Below are 15,794 nucleotides of genomic sequence, written 5' to 3' on the forward strand. Positions count from 1 at the left end.
TCCGAACTGGATTCGCCAGTCTAGCCCGAGCCGAGCTCGCGGATCGCCTCGTCCCGGCACCGGCCGGCATGGCAACATGAACCGCTAGGACAGCGAACCCGGAGGACCGTCTGTGAGCACACCCGACCGTAACAGCGCCCCCCGAACGGACGGGGTACCCGGCACCCTGACGACGATTCCACTGACCGATCCGCACGCCGTTCCCGCCACACCCTCGGTGGGTGACCTGGTCAAGGACGCCGCAGCGCAGATGTCCACGCTGGTGCGCGCCGAGGTTGAACTGGCCCGCGCCGAGATCACCCGTGACGTCAAAAAGGGGCTGACCGGCAGTGTTTTCTTCATCGCCGCGCTGGTGGTGCTGTTCTACTCGACGTTCTTCTTCTTCTTTTTCCTGGCCGAACTGCTCGACACCTGGCTATGGCGCTGGGCCGCGTTTGCGATCGTCTTCGGGATCATGGTGGTGGTCACCGCGGTGCTGGCCCTGTTGGGCTACGTGAAGGTGCGCCGTATTCGTGGACCGCGGCAGACGATCGAGTCGGTCAAAAAGACCCGCGCCGCCTTCGTCCCCGGCCATGACAAGTCTCCTGACCACGGTGCGCCGGGGCCGCGTCCCGCGCCCGACGGGTCACCGGCTGACCCCTCGGGCTGGTAGATGGCCCCACCCGACCCGTCGGTGACCCACATCGACGGGCCATGGCGTCATCGAGATGTGCACGCCAACGGCATCCGGTTTCACGTCGTGGAGGCAACCCCGCCCGACCGGGCCACCGGACAACCCGCGGGCACGTCGCTGACAGCGCGGCCGCTGGTGATCCTGCTGCACGGTTTCGGCTCGTTCTGGTGGTCCTGGCGCCACCAACTGCGCGGGCTGCAGGGCGTGCGGGCTGTCGCGGTGGATCTGCGCGGCTATGGCGGCACCGACAAGCCGCCGCGCGGCTACGACGGCTGGACGCTGGCCGGCGACACCGCCGGACTGATCCGCGCGCTCGGCCATTCCTCGGCAACCCTGGTCGGTCACGCCGAGGGCGGGCTGGTCTGCTGGGCCACCTCGGTGCTGCATGCCCGTCTGGTACGGGCCATCGCGCTCGTGAGCTCGCCGCATCCCGCCGCGTTGCGAGCCTCTGCGCTGACCGACCGCGGCCAGTGTCGCGCGCTGCTGCCGTCGCTGCTGCGCTACCAGGTGCCGATCTGGCCGGAACGGCTGCTCACCGGAAACAACGGCGCCGAGATCGAGCGCTTGGTACGAAGTCGGGCCAGCGCCAAATGGCAAGCCAGTGCGGACTTCTCCGAAACGATCGGGTACCTGCGGCGAGCGATTCAGATTCCGTCGGCAGCGCACTGCGCGCTGGAGTACCAGCGCTGGGCGGTGCGCAGCCAGCTGCGCGACGAGGGTCGACGGTTCATGAAATCCATGAAGCGTCAGGCCAGTGTCCCCGTCCTGCACCTGCGCGGTGAGGCCGACCCCTACGTGCTGGCCAACCCCGTCGATCGCACTCGGCGGTACGCACCGCACGGCCGGTACGTCGCCGTTGCCGGCGCCGGGCATTTCGGTCACGAAGAATCGCCGCAAGAAGTCAACGGCCGGCTGCTGGCATTTCTCGGGCAGGTGTACGGGGCCGGGCTCAGCTGACGCAGGCACCGGTGGCAACCGGCTTGGTGTCGCCGATGTGATCCAACTGGCTGGACACCTCTTTGGCCGTCAGGACGAAACCGGTGTCGTTCTCGTCGACGGCGGCGCCGAACACGACGCCGAGCACCTTGCCGCTCAGATCGATCAGCGGGCCACCCGAATTACCTTGCTCCACGGTGGCTCTGATCGTGTACACCTGGCGATTGACGGTCGCGTTGCGATAGATGTCGGGGCCCGAGAGCTCGATGACTTCGCGAATGCGGGCCGCGGTCGCCACAAAACCGCCGCCGCCCGGATAGCCCAGAACCAGGGCATTGCTGCCCGGTGCAGCCGGCTCCTCGGCGAAGGGCAGCGGTCCGGGCGGCAGGTGGGGAACGGCCAGAATGGCGATGTCGATGTCCGGGTTGTAGGACACCACGGTGGCGTCGTAGGGATTACCGTTGGCCTCAACGGTGACGCTGTTGGCGCCCGCCACCACGTGCGCGTTGGTCATGACCCGCTCAGGAGACAGAACGAATCCGCTGCCCTCCAAAACTTTCTGACAGCTGGGTGCGATCGCGCGGATCTTGACCACACTGGGCTCGGTCGCCGCCACAACCGGGCTGTTGGCCAGCGCGGCGTCGGGCGTGGCGACCGCCGCCACCGGGGTGCGACTGAACGGCTCGAGCACCTGCGGAAGACCCGAGGTGTCCAGCAGCGCCGAGAGCCGATTGGGCACCGTCTTCAGCCAGGGCGGCGCGAACTGGTTGACTTCGGCCAGCACCCGCGAACCCCGCACCGCAGCCGCCAGGTTGGGTTGGGCGGACGACGCGGTCAGCGGGATTGCCAGCAACCACGCCGCGGCCAGCACCACGACCAGTTGCACCGCCACCCCCACCAGCGAGTCCAAGAAACGGATCACCCGGCTGCGGATAGCGCTGCGTACCGCGCGGCCCAGCACCACGCCGGCCACCTCGCCGATGACGACCAGCGTCAGGATCAAAAACAGCGCGGCGAACAGCTTGGCCCGTTCCGAACTGATGTGGGCGATGATGTGCGGGGCGAGCAGCACCCCGGCAACCGCACCGAGCAGGACACCGGCGAACGACAGCAGTGAACCCAGCGCGCCGGAACGCCAACCGGAAACGGCTGCGACGAAGGCGACCGCGAGCACCGCGATGTCCAGCCACTGCGACGAGGTCATCGTGGGCCGCCCTCATCGCCCACCAGTGCCATCGCTTCGTCCAATTCGCGGACGTCGCTGGTATCCCACGGCCGGGACCAACCGGCGACGTCGAGCATCGCCGAGATCAGTTGACCGGTGAATCCCCACACCAGCATCTCGTTCAGCAGGAAAGCCGGACCGACGAAGCGGGGACGGAATGAGCGACGGTACACCATCAATCGGTTGGCAGGATTGATGAAAGCGCGCAACGGGATCCGCGCCACCATTGCTGTTTCGGCCTTGTCGACGACGGTGACCGGCCCAGGGTCGGGCGAGTAGGCGAGGACCGGGACGACGTGAAACCCCGAAGGCCCGATGAATGTTTGCTCCATCGTCGCCAGCGGATACACCCGGCTGGGGTCGATACCGGTTTCCTCCTGCGCTTCTCGCAGCGCGGTGGCCACCGGTCCGCCGTCGCCGGGATCGGCGGCGCCACCGGGAAACGCCGCTTGACCGGCGTGGTGGCGCAGCGTGGACGCCCGCACCGTGAGCAAGAGGTCGGACTCGTCGGGAACGCCGGCACCGCCGGGATCCGATGCCGGGCCGGAGAACAGCACCAGCACCGCGGCGTCGCGTCGGGTGCGACGGCGCGGCGCCGCATCGGCGTCGGTAGCCACCGCGAGCACATCGGCCGGCAGCCGATGCCGGTACGCGTGCGGCATTCGGCCGAGGTTATCGACCAGCGGCCGCAGCCAGGGCGGACCGACTTCGGGCATCAGGGGAACCGTCCCCGGTCGCGGGGACGTACCACCTGCGCTCACCGGCGCCTCCCTCGCTCCCATCCACGCGGCGTCACGGCTGATCTCCGACCGCGGCCGCGATCTGGTCGGCGGTGGCGAAAGGTCGCGGCAGGGTCTGGGCCACGCTACCGTCTGCGGTCAGCACCACCGTCGCGGGCATCACGTTGGGTACCCGCAGTGCCGCCGCAATGCGGCGGCGGCCGTCCTGCACGGTCGGCAGCCGGACTCTCAACTGCGCCAACCGCAGCAGCGCGGCCGTCTCGTTCTCGTCCTGATGAACCGTCAGCACGGTGACGGCCGGACCGGCCCGTCGCTGGTACTCTGCCATCGCGGGCAATTCGGCACGGCACGGCCCGCACCAGTATGCCCAGAAGTTCAGTACCACCCGTCGCCCGGCCAGTGCCCGGGCGACATCGACCACGGATCCGTCGGCCGCGCATTCCGCGGTGACACCTTGCAGCGCCGCCGGGCCGGAACCCTCAGCGGCGGCCGGACAGGGGGCCAGGTCGGCCTGCCGCCGCGGCCCGGCCAGCGCCGCGGCGGTGTCGGCGTCGCGATGCTCGCGGCTCGGGGCGCTGACGTCCGGCACATTTGATGCGGTTCGCGAATGGGACTCCTCGCGCAGTTCGGCCAGCAGAGCCACCACCAAAGCCACCACGACCACCAGGATCGCGACGGTCCAGCGACTGGTCCGGCCGGTGACGTCCTTGATGCGCACAGTGGCCTACATTCCGGCCAGCGCCAGCAGGTGCTCGGCTTCCGGGCCCTGCACCAATCCGGCGGCGATCACCGGGTCGGTGGGCCCGATCCCGAACGACGGGCAGTCCTTGGCCAGCAGGCACGCGCCGCAGGCCGGTTTGCGGGCATGGCACACCCGGCGGCCGTGAAAGATCACCCGATGGCTCAGGAGCGTCCACTGGTCGCGCTCGATGAGTTCGCCGACGGCCTGCTCGATCTTCACCGGGTCTTTCTCGACCGTCCAGCGCCACCGACCCACCAGCCGCTTGAAGTGCGTGTCTACGGTGATCCCGGGAATGCCGAAGGCGTTGCCCAGGATGACGTTGGCTGTCTTGCGCCCCACGCCGGGCAGGGTGAGTAACTCGTCCATGGTGGCCGGCACCTCCCCGCCGAACCGTTCGACCAGCGCCTGCCCAAGGCCGATCAACGCGGTCGCCTTGTTGTGGTAGAAACCGGTGGGGCGAATGAGGTCCTCCAACTCGGCGCGGTCGGCGCGGGCATAGTCCAACGCGGTGCGGTAGCGGGCAAACAACGCCGGGGTGGTCAGGTTCACCCGCTTGTCGGTGCTCTGCGCCGACAAAATCGTGGCCACCGTCAGTTCCAGCGGCGTGGTGAAATCCAGCTCGCAGTGCGCGTCCGGAAAAGCCTTCGCCAGCTTACGATTCATCCGGCGAGCCCGCCGGACTAAGGCCAGCCGTGTCTCCGCAGGATGACGCCGGGCCGTGGCGGCGTTCTTCGCGGCGGCCGCCCGCCCGGCGCCGCGGGGCGGCTTGCCACTTGTCACTCTCGACAGAGTACTAATTCGTAATCCCATCGAGATCTGGGCCGTGTTTACTTGCTGGTTGTGTCGTGGTTGCTCGTGGCATTCGTCCCGGGGCTGCTGATTCTGGCGACGTTCTGGCTGGGGAGGCTCGAATCGCGCCTGGCCGAGCGCACGCATGCCGAGTCCGTCGATGTGGGCATGGTGGCCCGGGCCGGCATGCGCGAGGCGCTCGGCGGGCCGGCACCGCGATCCGGCGACGCCGAATATCGTGGCGATCCCGCCTTGACCAGCGCAGTTATCCTCGGTGCTGACCGACCAGGTCCACTGTGGGGGCGGTACGGGCATTCGCGGGCAAATCGGCCATTTGGGCCGCCACGGCATGTCGATGGTGTGTAGCGTGGCACGTTGAGTCAATGGGTTGACTTGAGAATTATCCCGCTAGCCAGAGGTCGGCCCGCGGGTGTCACACCGGAAAGAGCTGAAGGGGCAACGTGGACGAGATCCTGGCGAGGGCCGGAATCTTCCAGGGGGTTGAACCAAGCGCCGTCGCCGCGCTGACCAAGCAATTGCAGCCGGTCGACTTTCCACGCGGGCATACCATATTCGCGGAGGGCGAGCCCGGCGATCGGCTCTACATCATTATCTCCGGGAAAGTCAAGATCGGGCGTCGCTCACCGGACGGCCGGGAGAACCTGCTGACCATCATGGGACCCTCCGATATGTTCGGCGAGCTTTCGATCTTCGACCCGGGGCCACGGACCTCGAGCGCCACCACGATCACCGAGGTCCGAGCGGTGGCGATGGACCGCGACGCGCTGCGCGCGTGGATCGCCGATCGTCCCGAAATCGCCGAGCAGCTGCTTCGGGTGCTGGCCCGTCGCCTGCGCCGCACCAACAACAACTTGGCCGACCTGATCTTCACCGACGTGCCCGGCCGGGTTGCCAAGCAGCTTTTGCAACTGGCCCAGCGGTTCGGCACCCAGGAGGGTGGCGCGATGCGGGTTACTCACGACCTGACTCAGGAGGAGATCGCCCAGCTCGTCGGCGCGTCGCGGGAAACGGTGAACAAGGCGCTGGCCGACTTCGCCCACCGGGGCTGGATCCGGCTGGAAGGCAAGAGTGTGCTGATCTCGGACTCGGAACGGCTGGCTAGGCGGGCGCGCTGACGTTGAGATTGCCTACAGGGCTGTGGTCTCGGGCGGATTCACAGCCCTGCGCGCAATCTCAGCGGCGCAGGTATTCCAGCTGAGCCTGTACGGACCATTCGGCAATGTCCCAGAGTTCCTCGTCGACGTCGGCGTAGACGTATTCGACGACCTGGCGCACCGTGGCGTCTCCACCCAGATCGCGCAGCGCAGCACGCACCTGCTCGAGCCGCTGCTCCCGGTGTGCCAGGTATCCGGTGGCAACAGCCGCCACATCGGCCAGATCCGGTCCATGTCCCGGCAGCACGCGGCGCGGGCCGAGGCCGCGCAAGCGGTGCAACGAGCACAGATAATCGGCCAGGCTGCCGTCGTCCTTGTCGATCACTGTCGTCCCGCGACCCAGAACAGTGTCGGCGGTGAGCACGGCATCATCGACCAGAAACGACACCGAATCGGCGGTGTGTCCAGGGGTGGCCAGCACGGTGATCGTCAGCCCGGCCGCCTCGATGACCTCGTGGTCGGCCAGCACCACGGTGTCGCCGCGCAGGAACGCCGGGTCCACCGCCCGCACCGGCGCCCCGGTGGCCTCCACGAGTTTGTCGATACCACCAGTGTGGTCGCCGTGCCGGTGGCTGATCAGGATTAGCGCGATAGGACCCACCGCAGCGACCCGGGCCAGGTGCTCGTCGTCGTCCGGTCCGGGATCGACGACCACCACTTCGGGGCTGCGCGGACTACGTAACACCCAGGTATTGGTGCCCTCCAACGTCATCGTGCCGGGATTGTCGGCCAACAGCACCGAAGCGACACCGGTGACCGGCCGCAACCGCCCGTAGGCCGGATGCGTCAACGACTCGGCGATGCCGACCACGGAAACTACCCGACCTCGACGACCAACTCGACTTCCACCGGCGCGTTGAGCGGTAATTCGGACACGCCGACGGCGGAGCGGGCGTGCGCCCCCCGCTCGCCGAATATCTCGACCAGTAGATCGGAGGCGCCGTTGAGCACGCTCGGCTGCCCGTTGAACCCGGGTGCGGAGGCGACGAAGCCGACTACTTTCACCACCTGGCTCACCGCATCGACACCAACCAGGGAATGCACCGCTGCCAGCGCATTGAGGACGCAGATTCGGGCGAGTGCGCGCGCGTCCTCGGGGCTGACCTCGGCACCAACCTTGCCGGCGCAGGCCAACTTCCCGGCTTGCATCGGCAGTTGGCCCGCCGTGTACACCAGGTTGCCGCTGCGCACTGCCGCGACGTAGGAGGCCAGCGGCTTGACCACGTCCGGCAGTGTGATACCGAGTTCGGCCAGCCGGGCGGTGGCCGCCCCGGCGCTCACTTGGGTCGTTTCAGGTAGGCAACGTGCTGCTCACCGGTCGGCCCGGGGAGCACCGAGACCAGTTCCCAGCCGTCGGCGCCCCATTGGTCGAGGATTTGCTTGGTGGCGTGGGTCAGCAGTGGGACGGTGGCGTACTCCCACGCGGTCGGTTGGCTCATAGCCCGAGCTTATCGGTCGGGTTCTGAGGGTCGGGCTAGCATGCTGTGGTGGCGACGACACCGAGCAGCCGGGCGTCCATCGGCTGGCCATCACGTCTGGAGAAGGCCCGCCTGCATTTCGTCTCCGGCAAGGGTGGCACGGGCAAGTCGACGATCTCGGCCGCGCTGGCATTGACCCTCGCCGCCGGCGGCCGCAAGGTCTTGCTCGTCGAAGTCGAAGGGCGCCAGGGCATCGCGCAGCTCTTCGACGTGCCGCCGCTGCCTTACGAAGAGGTCAAGATAGCGACCGCCGAGAACGGCGGCCAAGTCAGGGCGCTGGCGATCGACATCGAGGCCGCGTTCCTGGAATACCTCGACATGTTCTACAACCTCGGGCTCGCCGGCCGGGCGATGCGGCGCGTCGGCGCAGTCGAGTTCGCGACGACGATTGCGCCGGGCCTTCGTGACGTGTTACTCACCGGGAAAATCAAGGAGACGGTGGTCCGCGTCGACAAGAACCGGCTGCCGGTCTATGACGCGGTTGTCGTCGACGCCCCGCCCACCGGGCGTATCGCGCGTTTCCTCGACGTCACCAAGGCGGTGGCCGATCTGGCCAAGGGCGGTCCGGTGCATGCGCAAAGCCAGGGCGTGGTGGCGCTGCTGCACTCCGACCAGACGGCCATCCACCTGGTGACGTTGCTGGAGGCGCTGCCGATGCAGGAAACGAAGGAGGCGATCGACGAACTGAAGCAGCTGGACCTGCCGATCGGGAGTGTGATCGTCAATCGCAACATCCCGGTGTATCTGCAGCCCGACGACCTGGCGAAGGCCATCGAGGGTGATGTCGATGCCGACGCGGTGCGGGCCGGATTGCACGCGGCCGGGATCACCCTGCGCGACGCTGATTTCGCCGGCCTGCTCACCGAGACCATCGAGCATGCCACCCGGATCGCGGCACGCGCCGAAACCGCCGAGCAGCTCGACCAATTGCAGGTGCCGCGGCTGGAACTCCCGACCATCGCCGACGGAATCGACCTCGGCAGTCTTTATGAGCTATCCGAAAGCTTGGCTCGACAGGGGGTTCGGTGAGCATCACGCCACAAAAACTGGACATGGCCTCGATTTTGGCGGACACCACCAATCGGGTCGTGGTTTGCTGCGGTGCCGGCGGTGTCGGCAAAACCACCACCGCAGCTGCGATGGCACTGCGCGCAGCCGAATACGGTCGCACCGTGGTCGTATTGACCATCGACCCCGCTAAACGGCTCGCCCAAGCGTTGGGCATCGACGACCTGGGCAACTCCCCGCAACGCGTGCCGCTGGCACCCGAAGTACCCGGCGAGCTGTACGCGATGATGCTTGACATGCGCCGCACGTTCGACGAAATGGTCATCGCGTATTCCGGACCCGCACGGGCGCAAGCAATCCTGGACAACCAGTTCTATCAGACCGTGGCTACATCGCTGGCCGGTACGCAAGAGTACATGGCGATGGAAAAGCTCGGCCAGCTGTTGGCCCAGGACCGCTGGGACCTGGTAGTCGTGGACACCCCGCCGTCGCGCAACGCGTTGGATTTCCTGGATGCGCCGAAGCGGTTGGGCAGTTTCATGGATAGCCGGCTATGGCGGCTGTTGTTGGGACCCGGGCGAGGTATCGGGCGACTGGTCACCGGTGCCGTCGGTTTGGCTATGAAGGCGCTATCGACGGTACTGGGGTCCCAGATGCTTTCTGACGCCGCTAGTTTCGTGCAGTCACTGGACGCCACATTCGGCGGATTCCGGGAGAAGGCGGAGCGCACTTACGCGTTGCTGAAGCGACGCGGCACACAGTTCGTCGTGGTGTCGGCGGCCGAGCCGGATGCGCTGCGCGAGGCGTCGTTCTTCGTCGAAAGGCTCTCCGAGGAACGCATGCCACTGGCGGGACTCATCCTCAACCGCACCCATCCGATGCTGTGCAGCCTGCCGGTCGAGCGGGCGATCGACGGCGCCGAGACGCTGCAGAACGAGCCGGCGGGCACCGATGCGGCGAGCTTTGCGGCCCTGACCACAGCGGTGTTGCGGATCCATGCCGACCGGGGGGCGACGTCCAAGCGAGAGATCCGGCTGTTGTCCCGATTCACCGGGGCCAACCCACACGTCGCCGTCGTGGGGGTGCCGTCGCTGCCGTTCGACGTTTCCGATCTGGACGCGCTGCGCGCGATCGCCGATCAGCTCACCGCGACCGGCTAACCGGGCTATGTCTACGCTGCCAATACCGTCAGCAACGTGGTGTCGGTGATCGACCCCGACACCGGCAAAGTCATCGACACCGTTTACCTCGGCGTGGCCATGCCGCCAATTTCGACGTCGACACGCACCTTCACTGGACCTTGATGACAGCCGTGAGGGCGCCCCTGACGACACGGTCGTCGCTGGTGGCGATCGTGAGGCCGCGCCGGGCTGCCTGAGCCACGATCATGCGGTCGAATGGGTCCTTGTTGGCCCAGTCGAGCCGCCCGGCCAGTACCGCGTCGGCTGACTCGATGGCCAGGTCTGCGGCGTTCATCCTCGCCAGCGTCTCATGCCAGGCCGACAGCAGCGGGCCGCCGTCGAGTCGTCCAATTCGGGTCTTGATCGCCACCTCCCAGGCCGAGGCCGCGGACACGATCAGCTCGTTGGCCTGGTCGGCAAGGGTGTCTCGAACCGATGTGGCGATCTTGTCCGGGGTGGAGACCAGCCACAGCAGCGCGTTCGTGTCCAGAAGGATTGCGGTCATCAGTCCGGTTCCCAAGGGGCGAGCTCGTCGGCCGGTAGTGGATCGTCAAATGTCGTCGGCACAACCAGGTTGGGAAACTGCCCGAAGCAGCGCGGTGTGGCCTGAGCTGGTGATAACACCGCTACTGGACGACCGTGGTTGGTGATCGTGACTGGCTCGCCGGTGCGCTCCACCTCGGCCAAAAGTGCATTCAGACGTGTCTTCGCTTCGGTACTGGTGATCGTCCGCATGAAACCATCGTCCACTCATCGATCTAGTCCGACTAGTCGGACTAGTTTAATGCAGCGATCCCAGCAGGAGTGCCCAGACCAGAAATCAAGATCAAAAACCCGGGCCAGCGTTGCGGCCGGCCCATCGGTAAGTCCGGCTTAACGCTGGCTTGATGGGGGCTTAAGACGGGCTCAGTGATCCGGCGGCGATCGCCGGTTAGACGGCGCTGCGGTGCTTTCGTTGCGCAGCGAAGAATTCCGCCCAGGACACCACCTCGGGGTGCTGCTTGAGCAGGGCGCGGCGCTGACGTTCGGTCAGGCCGCCCCACACACCGAACTCGACGCGGTTGTCCAGCGCATCGGCACCGCATTCCAGCATCACCGGGCAGTGTCGGCAGATCACCGCCGCCTTGCGCTGCGCGGCGCCGCGCACAAACAGCTCGTCGGGATCGGCCGACCGACACAGGGCCTTGGAGACCCAGGCGATCCGTGACTCAGAATCAGCGCGATGGGAGGCGTTGCTCGCCGGGGCAGTGTTCATCCTCCGCGTCGCGGTCCGCGTACCCGCCACCAGCGTGTCCCCTTCGTTCCCACCACCGGCACAGCTGCATGTCCGCGCAGTACGAAACGCTGCAATCCATGCCACACCATGCACATCGGTGTTATCTACATCTCAATGTGTGGCTAATGTAGGTGGTCAGGTACCAATTGTGCAACACTTTGGCCGCCCCTTTTTTGGGACGACCGTGCCGTCCGATCGCCACGGGGGATTTGCGCTGGTCCCGAGCCCGGCTGATGGTGTACTAAGAGGCGACTGATAGGGGGCTGAACCGTTCCGCAGGCGAAAATCGGCCGACAAGCCGCGCCGGAGGTCGCCGCTACTCTAATAGCCATGCCCGAACACCCCCAGACCGCCGTCACGGTCGCCAAGCTCGCCGGGTGTTGCATCCTCGCCGGCGTCGTCGTCGCCGCCTTCCTGTTTCCCGTGGCCGGCGGCATCGGTCTGATGTCTAATCGGGCCTCCGATGTGGTCGCCAACGGGTCGGCCCAGCTACTGCAGGGCGACGTCCCCGCGGTGACCACGATGCTCGACGCGAAGGGCAACACGATCGCCTGGCTGTACTCGCAGCGCCGGTTCGAGGTGCCCAGCGAAAAGATCGCCGACACTATGAAGCTGGCAATCGTCTCGATCGAGGACAAGCGGTTCGCCGAGCACAACGGCGTGGACTGGAAAGGCACCCTGACCGGGCTGGCCGGCTACGCATCCGGCGATCTGGAAACCCGCGGCGGTTCGACGCTCGAGCAACAATACGTGAAGAACTACCAGCTGCTGGTCATCGCGCAGACCGACGCGGAAAAGCGGGCAGCCGTCGAGACCACGCCGGCGCGCAAACTGCGTGAAATCCGAATGGCGCTCACCTTGGACAAGACCTTCACCAAATCGGAGATCTTGACCCGCTACCTCAACCTGGTGTCCTTCGGCAACGGCGCCTTCGGCGTGCAGGACGCCGCGCAGACGTATTTCGGCGTGAACGCCTCCGAGCTGAACTGGCAACAGGCGGCATTGCTGGCCGGGCTGGTCCAGTCGACCAGCACTCTCAACCCCTACACCAACCCCGACGGAGCGCTTGCCCGGCGGAACCTGGTGTTGGACACCATGATCGAAAACCTGCCCAAAGAGGCCGACGCGCTGCGTGCGGCCAAGACCGCACCACTGGGCATCTTGCCGCAGCCCAACGAGCTGCCACGCGGCTGCATCGCCGCCGGCGACCGGGCGTTCTTTTGCGACTACGTCCAGGCCTATCTGACCCGCGCCGGCCTCAGCAAAGAGCAGGTCGCCCGGGGCGGTTACACCATCCACACCACACTGGACCCCGACGTACAGAACTCGGTCCAGCAAGCGATCGACACCTACGCCAGTCCCGATCTCGAGGGAATCGCCAGCGTGATGAGCGTGATCAAGCCGGGACGCGATTCCCACAAGGTGCTGGCGATGGCCAGTAACCGCCGGTACGGGCTGGACAGCAACGCCGGGGAAACCATGCGTCCGCAGCCGTTTTCCCTCGTCGGTGACGGCGCGGGCTCGATCTTCAAGATTTTTACCACCGCCGCGGCACTCGAGATGGGTATGGGGATCAACGCGCAATTGGAGGTGCCGGGCTCGTTTCAGGCCAAGGGCATGGGCAGCGGCGGCGCCAAAGGCTGCCCGAAGGAAACCTGGTGTGTGGTCAACGTCGGCAATTACCGGTCGCCGATGAGTGTGACCGACGCGCTGGCCACCTCGCCCAACACCGCGTTCGCCAAGCTGATCCAGCTGGTCGGGGTGCCGCGCGCGGTGGATATGGCGATCAAGCTGGGATTGCGCTCCTACGCCGATCCGGGCACGGCCCGCGACTACGATCCCGACAGCAACGAAAGCCTGGCCGATTTCATCAAACGGCAAAACATCGGATCGTTCACCCTGGGCCCGTTCGAGGTGAACGCCCTGGAGCTGTCCAACGTTGCGGCGACCCTGGCTTCGGGTGGCATGTGGTGCCCGCCGAACCCGATCGACAAGGTGCTCGACCGTGACGGCAACCAGATCGCCGTCACCACAGAGCCCTGCGAGCAGGTCGTGCCCACCGGGTTGGCCAACACCATGGCCAACGCGCTCAGCAAAGACGTGCAGCCCGGCGGCACGGCGTCGGGCGCGGCCGGCGCCGCCGGCTGGGATCTGCCGATGTCGGGCAAGACCGGCACCACCGAGGCACACCGCTCGTCGGGCTTCGTGGGCTTTACCAACCAGTACGCTGCGGCGGACTACATCTACGACGACTCCACCTCGCCGTCGGATCTCTGCTCGTCGCCGCTGCGGCGTTGCGGTGACGGCAACCTCTACGGCGGCAACGAGCCGGCCCGCACCTGGTTTACCGCGATGAAGCCGATCGCGACGAACTTCGGCGAGGTCAAGCTGCCGCCGACCGATCCGCGCTACGTCGACGGCGGCCCGAATTCGCGGGTTCCCAGCGTCGCGGGCCTCGACATCGACGCGGCGCGCCAACGGCTCAAAGAGGCCGGTTTCCGGGTCGCCGACCAGCCCACGCCGGTCAACAGCAGCGCCAAGTACGGAGAAGTCGTCGGAACCTCACCCAACGGCCAGACGATCCCGGGTGCGGTCGTCACGATCCAGACCAGCAACGGCATCCCTCCGGCGCCCCCGCCGCCGCCGGAGGGCCTGGCGCCGGTGGGCTCGACTGTCGTGGAAATCCCGGGCCTGCCGCCGATCACGATCCCACTGCTGGGACCCCCGCCGGCCGAGCCTCCGCCGCCGTGACCGCCGCCGGCAGCGGTCAGGGCGGGCGCACAGGCAGTAGGCTGCGTTCATGCCTGCCGCCATCGCCCGATTGCCAGACCTGAAGATCGCCGGTGCGGTCACGCTGGGCGCGACCGTCACCGGGATCGGCTACGCCGCGGTCGTCGAACGCAACGCGTTTGTCGTGCGTGAGCTGACCCTGCCGGTGCTGACGCCCGGTTCGTCGCCGCTGCGGCTCCTGCACATCAGTGACATTCACATGCGGCCCAACCAGCGTCATAAGCAGGCGTGGCTGCGCGAGCTGGCCGGCTGGAAGCCCGACCTGGTCGTCAACACCGGCGACAACCTCGCTCATCCGAGAGCGGTGCCGGCGGTCGTGCAGTCACTCGACGAGCTGCTGTCGTTACCCGGGGCCTTCGTCTTCGGCAGCAACGACTACTTCGGTCCGCGGCTGAAAAACCCGCTCGACTACCTGACCAAACCCGGTCGCCGAGTGCACGGCCAGCCGCTGCCGTGGCAAGATCTGCGGGCGGCGTTCGGCGAGCGCGGCTGGCACGACCTCACCCACAACCGTCGCGAGTTCGAGGTGGCCGGACTGCACATCGCTGCCGCCGGGGTCGACGACCCCCACATCGGGCGGGACCGCTACGAAACGATCGCGGGGCGAGCCAGCCCGGTTGCCAACCTGCGGTTGGGTCTGACCCATTCCCCCGAACCGCGGGTGCTGGACCGCTTCGCCGCCGACGGCTACCAGTTGGTGCTGGCCGGTCACACCCACGGCGGGCAGCTGTGCCTGCCGTTCTACGGCGCGGTGGTGACCAACTGCGGTCTGGACCGGTCTCGGGCCAAAGGAGCCTCGCGGTGGGGCGCCACAATGCGGCTGCACGTCTCGGCCGGGATCGGCACCTCGCCGTTTGCGCCGCTGCGGTTCTGCTGCCGGCCCGAGGCAACGCTGCTCACACTGATCGCCGCGCCCACCGGGGGCCGCGGCCCGCAGCGGATTCTCGGCCGGTCGCGGCCCGCGTATTCGGTGCGTTGACCACGCCGACCCGCGTCGCAGTTCAGGGTCGGCCGCGTGGCTGGGCAGACAATGCCATCCGGCTGATCGAGGCGGACGCCCGCCGCAGCGCCGACACCCACCTCCTGCGCTATCCGCTGCCGTCCGCCTGGAGCGACGACGCCGACGTCGCGCTCTATCTCAAAGACGAGACGACACACATCACCGGCAGCCTCAAGCACCGGCTGGCCCGCTCGCTGTTCCTCTACGCGCTGTGCAACGGCTGGATCGGCGAGGGCACCACGGTGGTCGAGGCGTCGTCGGGCTCGACGGCCGTTTCGGAAGCCTATTTCGCCGCGCTGCTGGGCTTGCCGTTCATTGCGGTGATGCCCGCATCAACCAGCACGTCGAAGGTGGCGCTGATCGAATCCCAAGGCGGCCGTTGCCATTTCGTTCAACATTCCGCTGATGTCTATGCCGAGGCGGAGCGGGTGGCCCGCGAGACCGGCGGACACTACCTGGACCAATTCACCAACGCCGAGCGGGCCACCGACTGGCGGGGCAACAACAACATCGCCGAGTCCATCTACGCGCAGATGCGCGAGGAGAAACACCCGATTCCAGCATGGATCGTGGTCGGAGCGGGCACCGGAGGAACCAGCGCGACGATCGGCCGCTACATCCGCTACCGGCGGCACGCCACCCGGTTGTGCGTCGTCGACCCGGAGAACTCGGCTTTCTTCCCCGCATATGCCCAGGGCCGCTACGACATCGTGACCGATGCGTCGTCCCGCATCGAGGGCATCGGCCGGCCGCGGGTCGAGCCGTCGTTTCTTCCCGATGT

At 67.1% G+C, this 15,794-nt stretch carries 19 protein-coding genes and 1 pseudogene; 10 read left to right on the top strand and 10 right to left on the bottom strand.

The annotated features are described in order from the left end of the window. The first annotated feature begins 112 nt into the window (after positions 1-112). Both F6Q13_RS00480 and F6Q13_RS00485 read left to right on the top strand, forming a co-directional pair. Entirely contained in the window at positions 113-652 is a 540-nt protein-coding gene (locus tag F6Q13_RS00480; protein WP_293050589.1) for a phage holin family protein, read from the top strand. Then, complete coding sequence (locus F6Q13_RS00485) at positions 653-1,630, top strand: alpha/beta hydrolase (RefSeq protein ID WP_293050591.1); 978 nt, start codon at positions 653-655, stop codon at positions 1,628-1,630. Here the strand turns inward: F6Q13_RS00485 and marP are convergent. From marP to nth, 4 genes are read right to left on the bottom strand one after another with little or no spacing between them, the layout of a single operon-like run. Continuing rightward, the gene (gene marP / locus F6Q13_RS00490) at positions 1,623-2,813 is read right to left on the bottom strand and encodes an acid resistance serine protease MarP (RefSeq protein ID WP_293050593.1); all 1,191 of its coding nucleotides are present in this window, start codon (positions 2,811-2,813) and stop codon (positions 1,623-1,625) included. The two genes, F6Q13_RS00485 and marP, sit on opposite strands and share 8 nt — an antisense overlap. After that, the gene (locus F6Q13_RS00495; protein WP_293050595.1) at positions 2,810-3,616 is read right to left on the bottom strand and encodes a CoA pyrophosphatase; all 807 of its coding nucleotides are present in this window, start codon (positions 3,614-3,616) and stop codon (positions 2,810-2,812) included. The genes marP and F6Q13_RS00495 overlap by 4 nt, the downstream gene beginning before the upstream one ends. A 10-nt stretch (positions 3,617-3,626) precedes the next feature. Next, complete coding sequence (locus F6Q13_RS00500; protein WP_293050795.1) at positions 3,627-4,286, bottom strand: TlpA disulfide reductase family protein; 660 nt, start codon at positions 4,284-4,286, stop codon at positions 3,627-3,629. A 12-nt stretch (positions 4,287-4,298) separates the two neighbouring features. After that, positions 4,299-4,979 (bottom strand): endonuclease III, encoded by a 681-nt coding sequence (gene nth, locus F6Q13_RS00505; protein ID WP_293050597.1) that lies wholly within the window; start codon positions 4,977-4,979, stop codon positions 4,299-4,301. A 177-nt stretch (positions 4,980-5,156) separates the two neighbouring features. On the opposite strand from nth, the gene F6Q13_RS00510 reads away from it, so the two are divergent. Continuing rightward, positions 5,157-5,471, top strand: coding sequence for a hypothetical protein (locus tag F6Q13_RS00510; RefSeq protein WP_367140726.1), 315 nt, complete (start codon positions 5,157-5,159; stop codon positions 5,469-5,471). Between the two features lie 95 nt (positions 5,472-5,566). Next, positions 5,567-6,241 carry a cAMP-activated global transcriptional regulator CRP gene (gene crp / locus F6Q13_RS00515; protein WP_293050601.1) on the top strand — a complete coding sequence of 225 codons (675 nt, stop codon included), beginning with the start codon at positions 5,567-5,569 and terminating at the stop codon, positions 6,239-6,241. Between the two features lie 58 nt (positions 6,242-6,299). Here the strand turns inward: crp and F6Q13_RS00520 are convergent, their stop codons facing one another. From F6Q13_RS00520 to F6Q13_RS00530, 3 genes are read right to left on the bottom strand one after another with little or no spacing between them, the layout of a single operon-like run. Beyond that, positions 6,300-7,091, bottom strand: coding sequence for an MBL fold metallo-hydrolase (locus F6Q13_RS00520; RefSeq protein WP_293050603.1), 792 nt, complete (start codon positions 7,089-7,091; stop codon positions 6,300-6,302). 5 nt (positions 7,092-7,096) lie between these two features. Next, positions 7,097-7,561: a RidA family protein gene (locus F6Q13_RS00525; protein ID WP_293050605.1), complete on the bottom strand. Its 465-nt coding sequence runs from the start codon at positions 7,559-7,561 to the stop codon at positions 7,097-7,099. Next, positions 7,558-7,719 carry a DUF4177 domain-containing protein gene (locus F6Q13_RS00530; RefSeq protein ID WP_003873302.1) on the bottom strand — a complete coding sequence of 54 codons (162 nt, stop codon included), beginning with the start codon at positions 7,717-7,719 and terminating at the stop codon, positions 7,558-7,560. The genes F6Q13_RS00525 and F6Q13_RS00530 overlap by 4 nt, the downstream gene beginning before the upstream one ends. Positions 7,720-7,764: 45 nt before the next feature. Here F6Q13_RS00530 and F6Q13_RS00535 point away from each other — a divergent pair, with 45 nt between their 5' ends. The 3 genes and pseudogenes from F6Q13_RS00535 to F6Q13_RS20220 form a co-directional block, all read left to right on the top strand. Continuing rightward, on the top strand, positions 7,765-8,787 hold the full coding sequence (locus tag F6Q13_RS00535; protein ID WP_293050733.1) for an ArsA family ATPase: 1,023 nt from the start codon (positions 7,765-7,767) through the stop codon (positions 8,785-8,787). Next, complete coding sequence (locus F6Q13_RS00540; RefSeq protein WP_293050735.1) at positions 8,784-9,926, top strand: ArsA family ATPase; 1,143 nt, start codon at positions 8,784-8,786, stop codon at positions 9,924-9,926. The genes F6Q13_RS00535 and F6Q13_RS00540 overlap by 4 nt, the downstream gene beginning before the upstream one ends. Positions 9,927-9,941: 15 nt before the next feature. Beyond that, positions 9,942-10,070 (top strand): annotated as a pseudogene (locus F6Q13_RS20220) (hypothetical protein); the annotation flags it as partial. On the opposite strand, the gene F6Q13_RS00545 reads toward F6Q13_RS20220, so the two are convergent. The 3 genes from F6Q13_RS00545 to F6Q13_RS00555 form a co-directional block, all read right to left on the bottom strand. Further along, positions 10,057-10,452 (bottom strand): type II toxin-antitoxin system VapC family toxin, encoded by a 396-nt coding sequence (locus F6Q13_RS00545; protein ID WP_293050737.1) that lies wholly within the window; start codon positions 10,450-10,452, stop codon positions 10,057-10,059. The pseudogene F6Q13_RS20220 and the gene F6Q13_RS00545 overlap by 14 nt on opposite strands. After that, entirely contained in the window at positions 10,452-10,682 is a 231-nt protein-coding gene (locus F6Q13_RS00550) for a type II toxin-antitoxin system Phd/YefM family antitoxin (protein WP_293050739.1), read from the bottom strand. Before F6Q13_RS00550 ends, F6Q13_RS00545 begins: the two co-directional genes overlap by 1 nt. A gap of 196 nt (positions 10,683-10,878) precedes the next feature. Next, complete coding sequence (locus F6Q13_RS00555) at positions 10,879-11,202, bottom strand: WhiB family transcriptional regulator (protein ID WP_293050742.1); 324 nt, start codon at positions 11,200-11,202, stop codon at positions 10,879-10,881. A gap of 351 nt (positions 11,203-11,553) precedes the next feature. Here F6Q13_RS00555 and ponA2 point away from each other — a divergent pair, with 351 nt between their 5' ends. The 3 genes from ponA2 to F6Q13_RS00570 form a co-directional block, all read left to right on the top strand. Continuing rightward, positions 11,554-13,974, top strand: coding sequence for a transglycosylase/D,D-transpeptidase PonA2 (gene ponA2, locus F6Q13_RS00560; RefSeq protein WP_293050744.1), 2,421 nt, complete (start codon positions 11,554-11,556; stop codon positions 13,972-13,974). Positions 13,975-14,023: 49 nt separating this feature from the next. Continuing rightward, positions 14,024-14,992 (top strand): metallophosphoesterase, encoded by a 969-nt coding sequence (locus tag F6Q13_RS00565; RefSeq protein ID WP_293050746.1) that lies wholly within the window; start codon positions 14,024-14,026, stop codon positions 14,990-14,992. Continuing rightward, positions 14,989-15,794, top strand: an 806-nt coding sequence (locus tag F6Q13_RS00570; RefSeq protein WP_293050748.1) for a PLP-dependent cysteine synthase family protein, incomplete at its 3' end; no start/stop codon positions are given. The genes F6Q13_RS00565 and F6Q13_RS00570, both read left to right, overlap by 4 nt.

The organism is Mycobacterium sp., from assembly GCF_008709575.1.
Lineage (GTDB): Bacteria > Actinomycetota > Actinomycetes > Mycobacteriales > Mycobacteriaceae > Mycobacterium.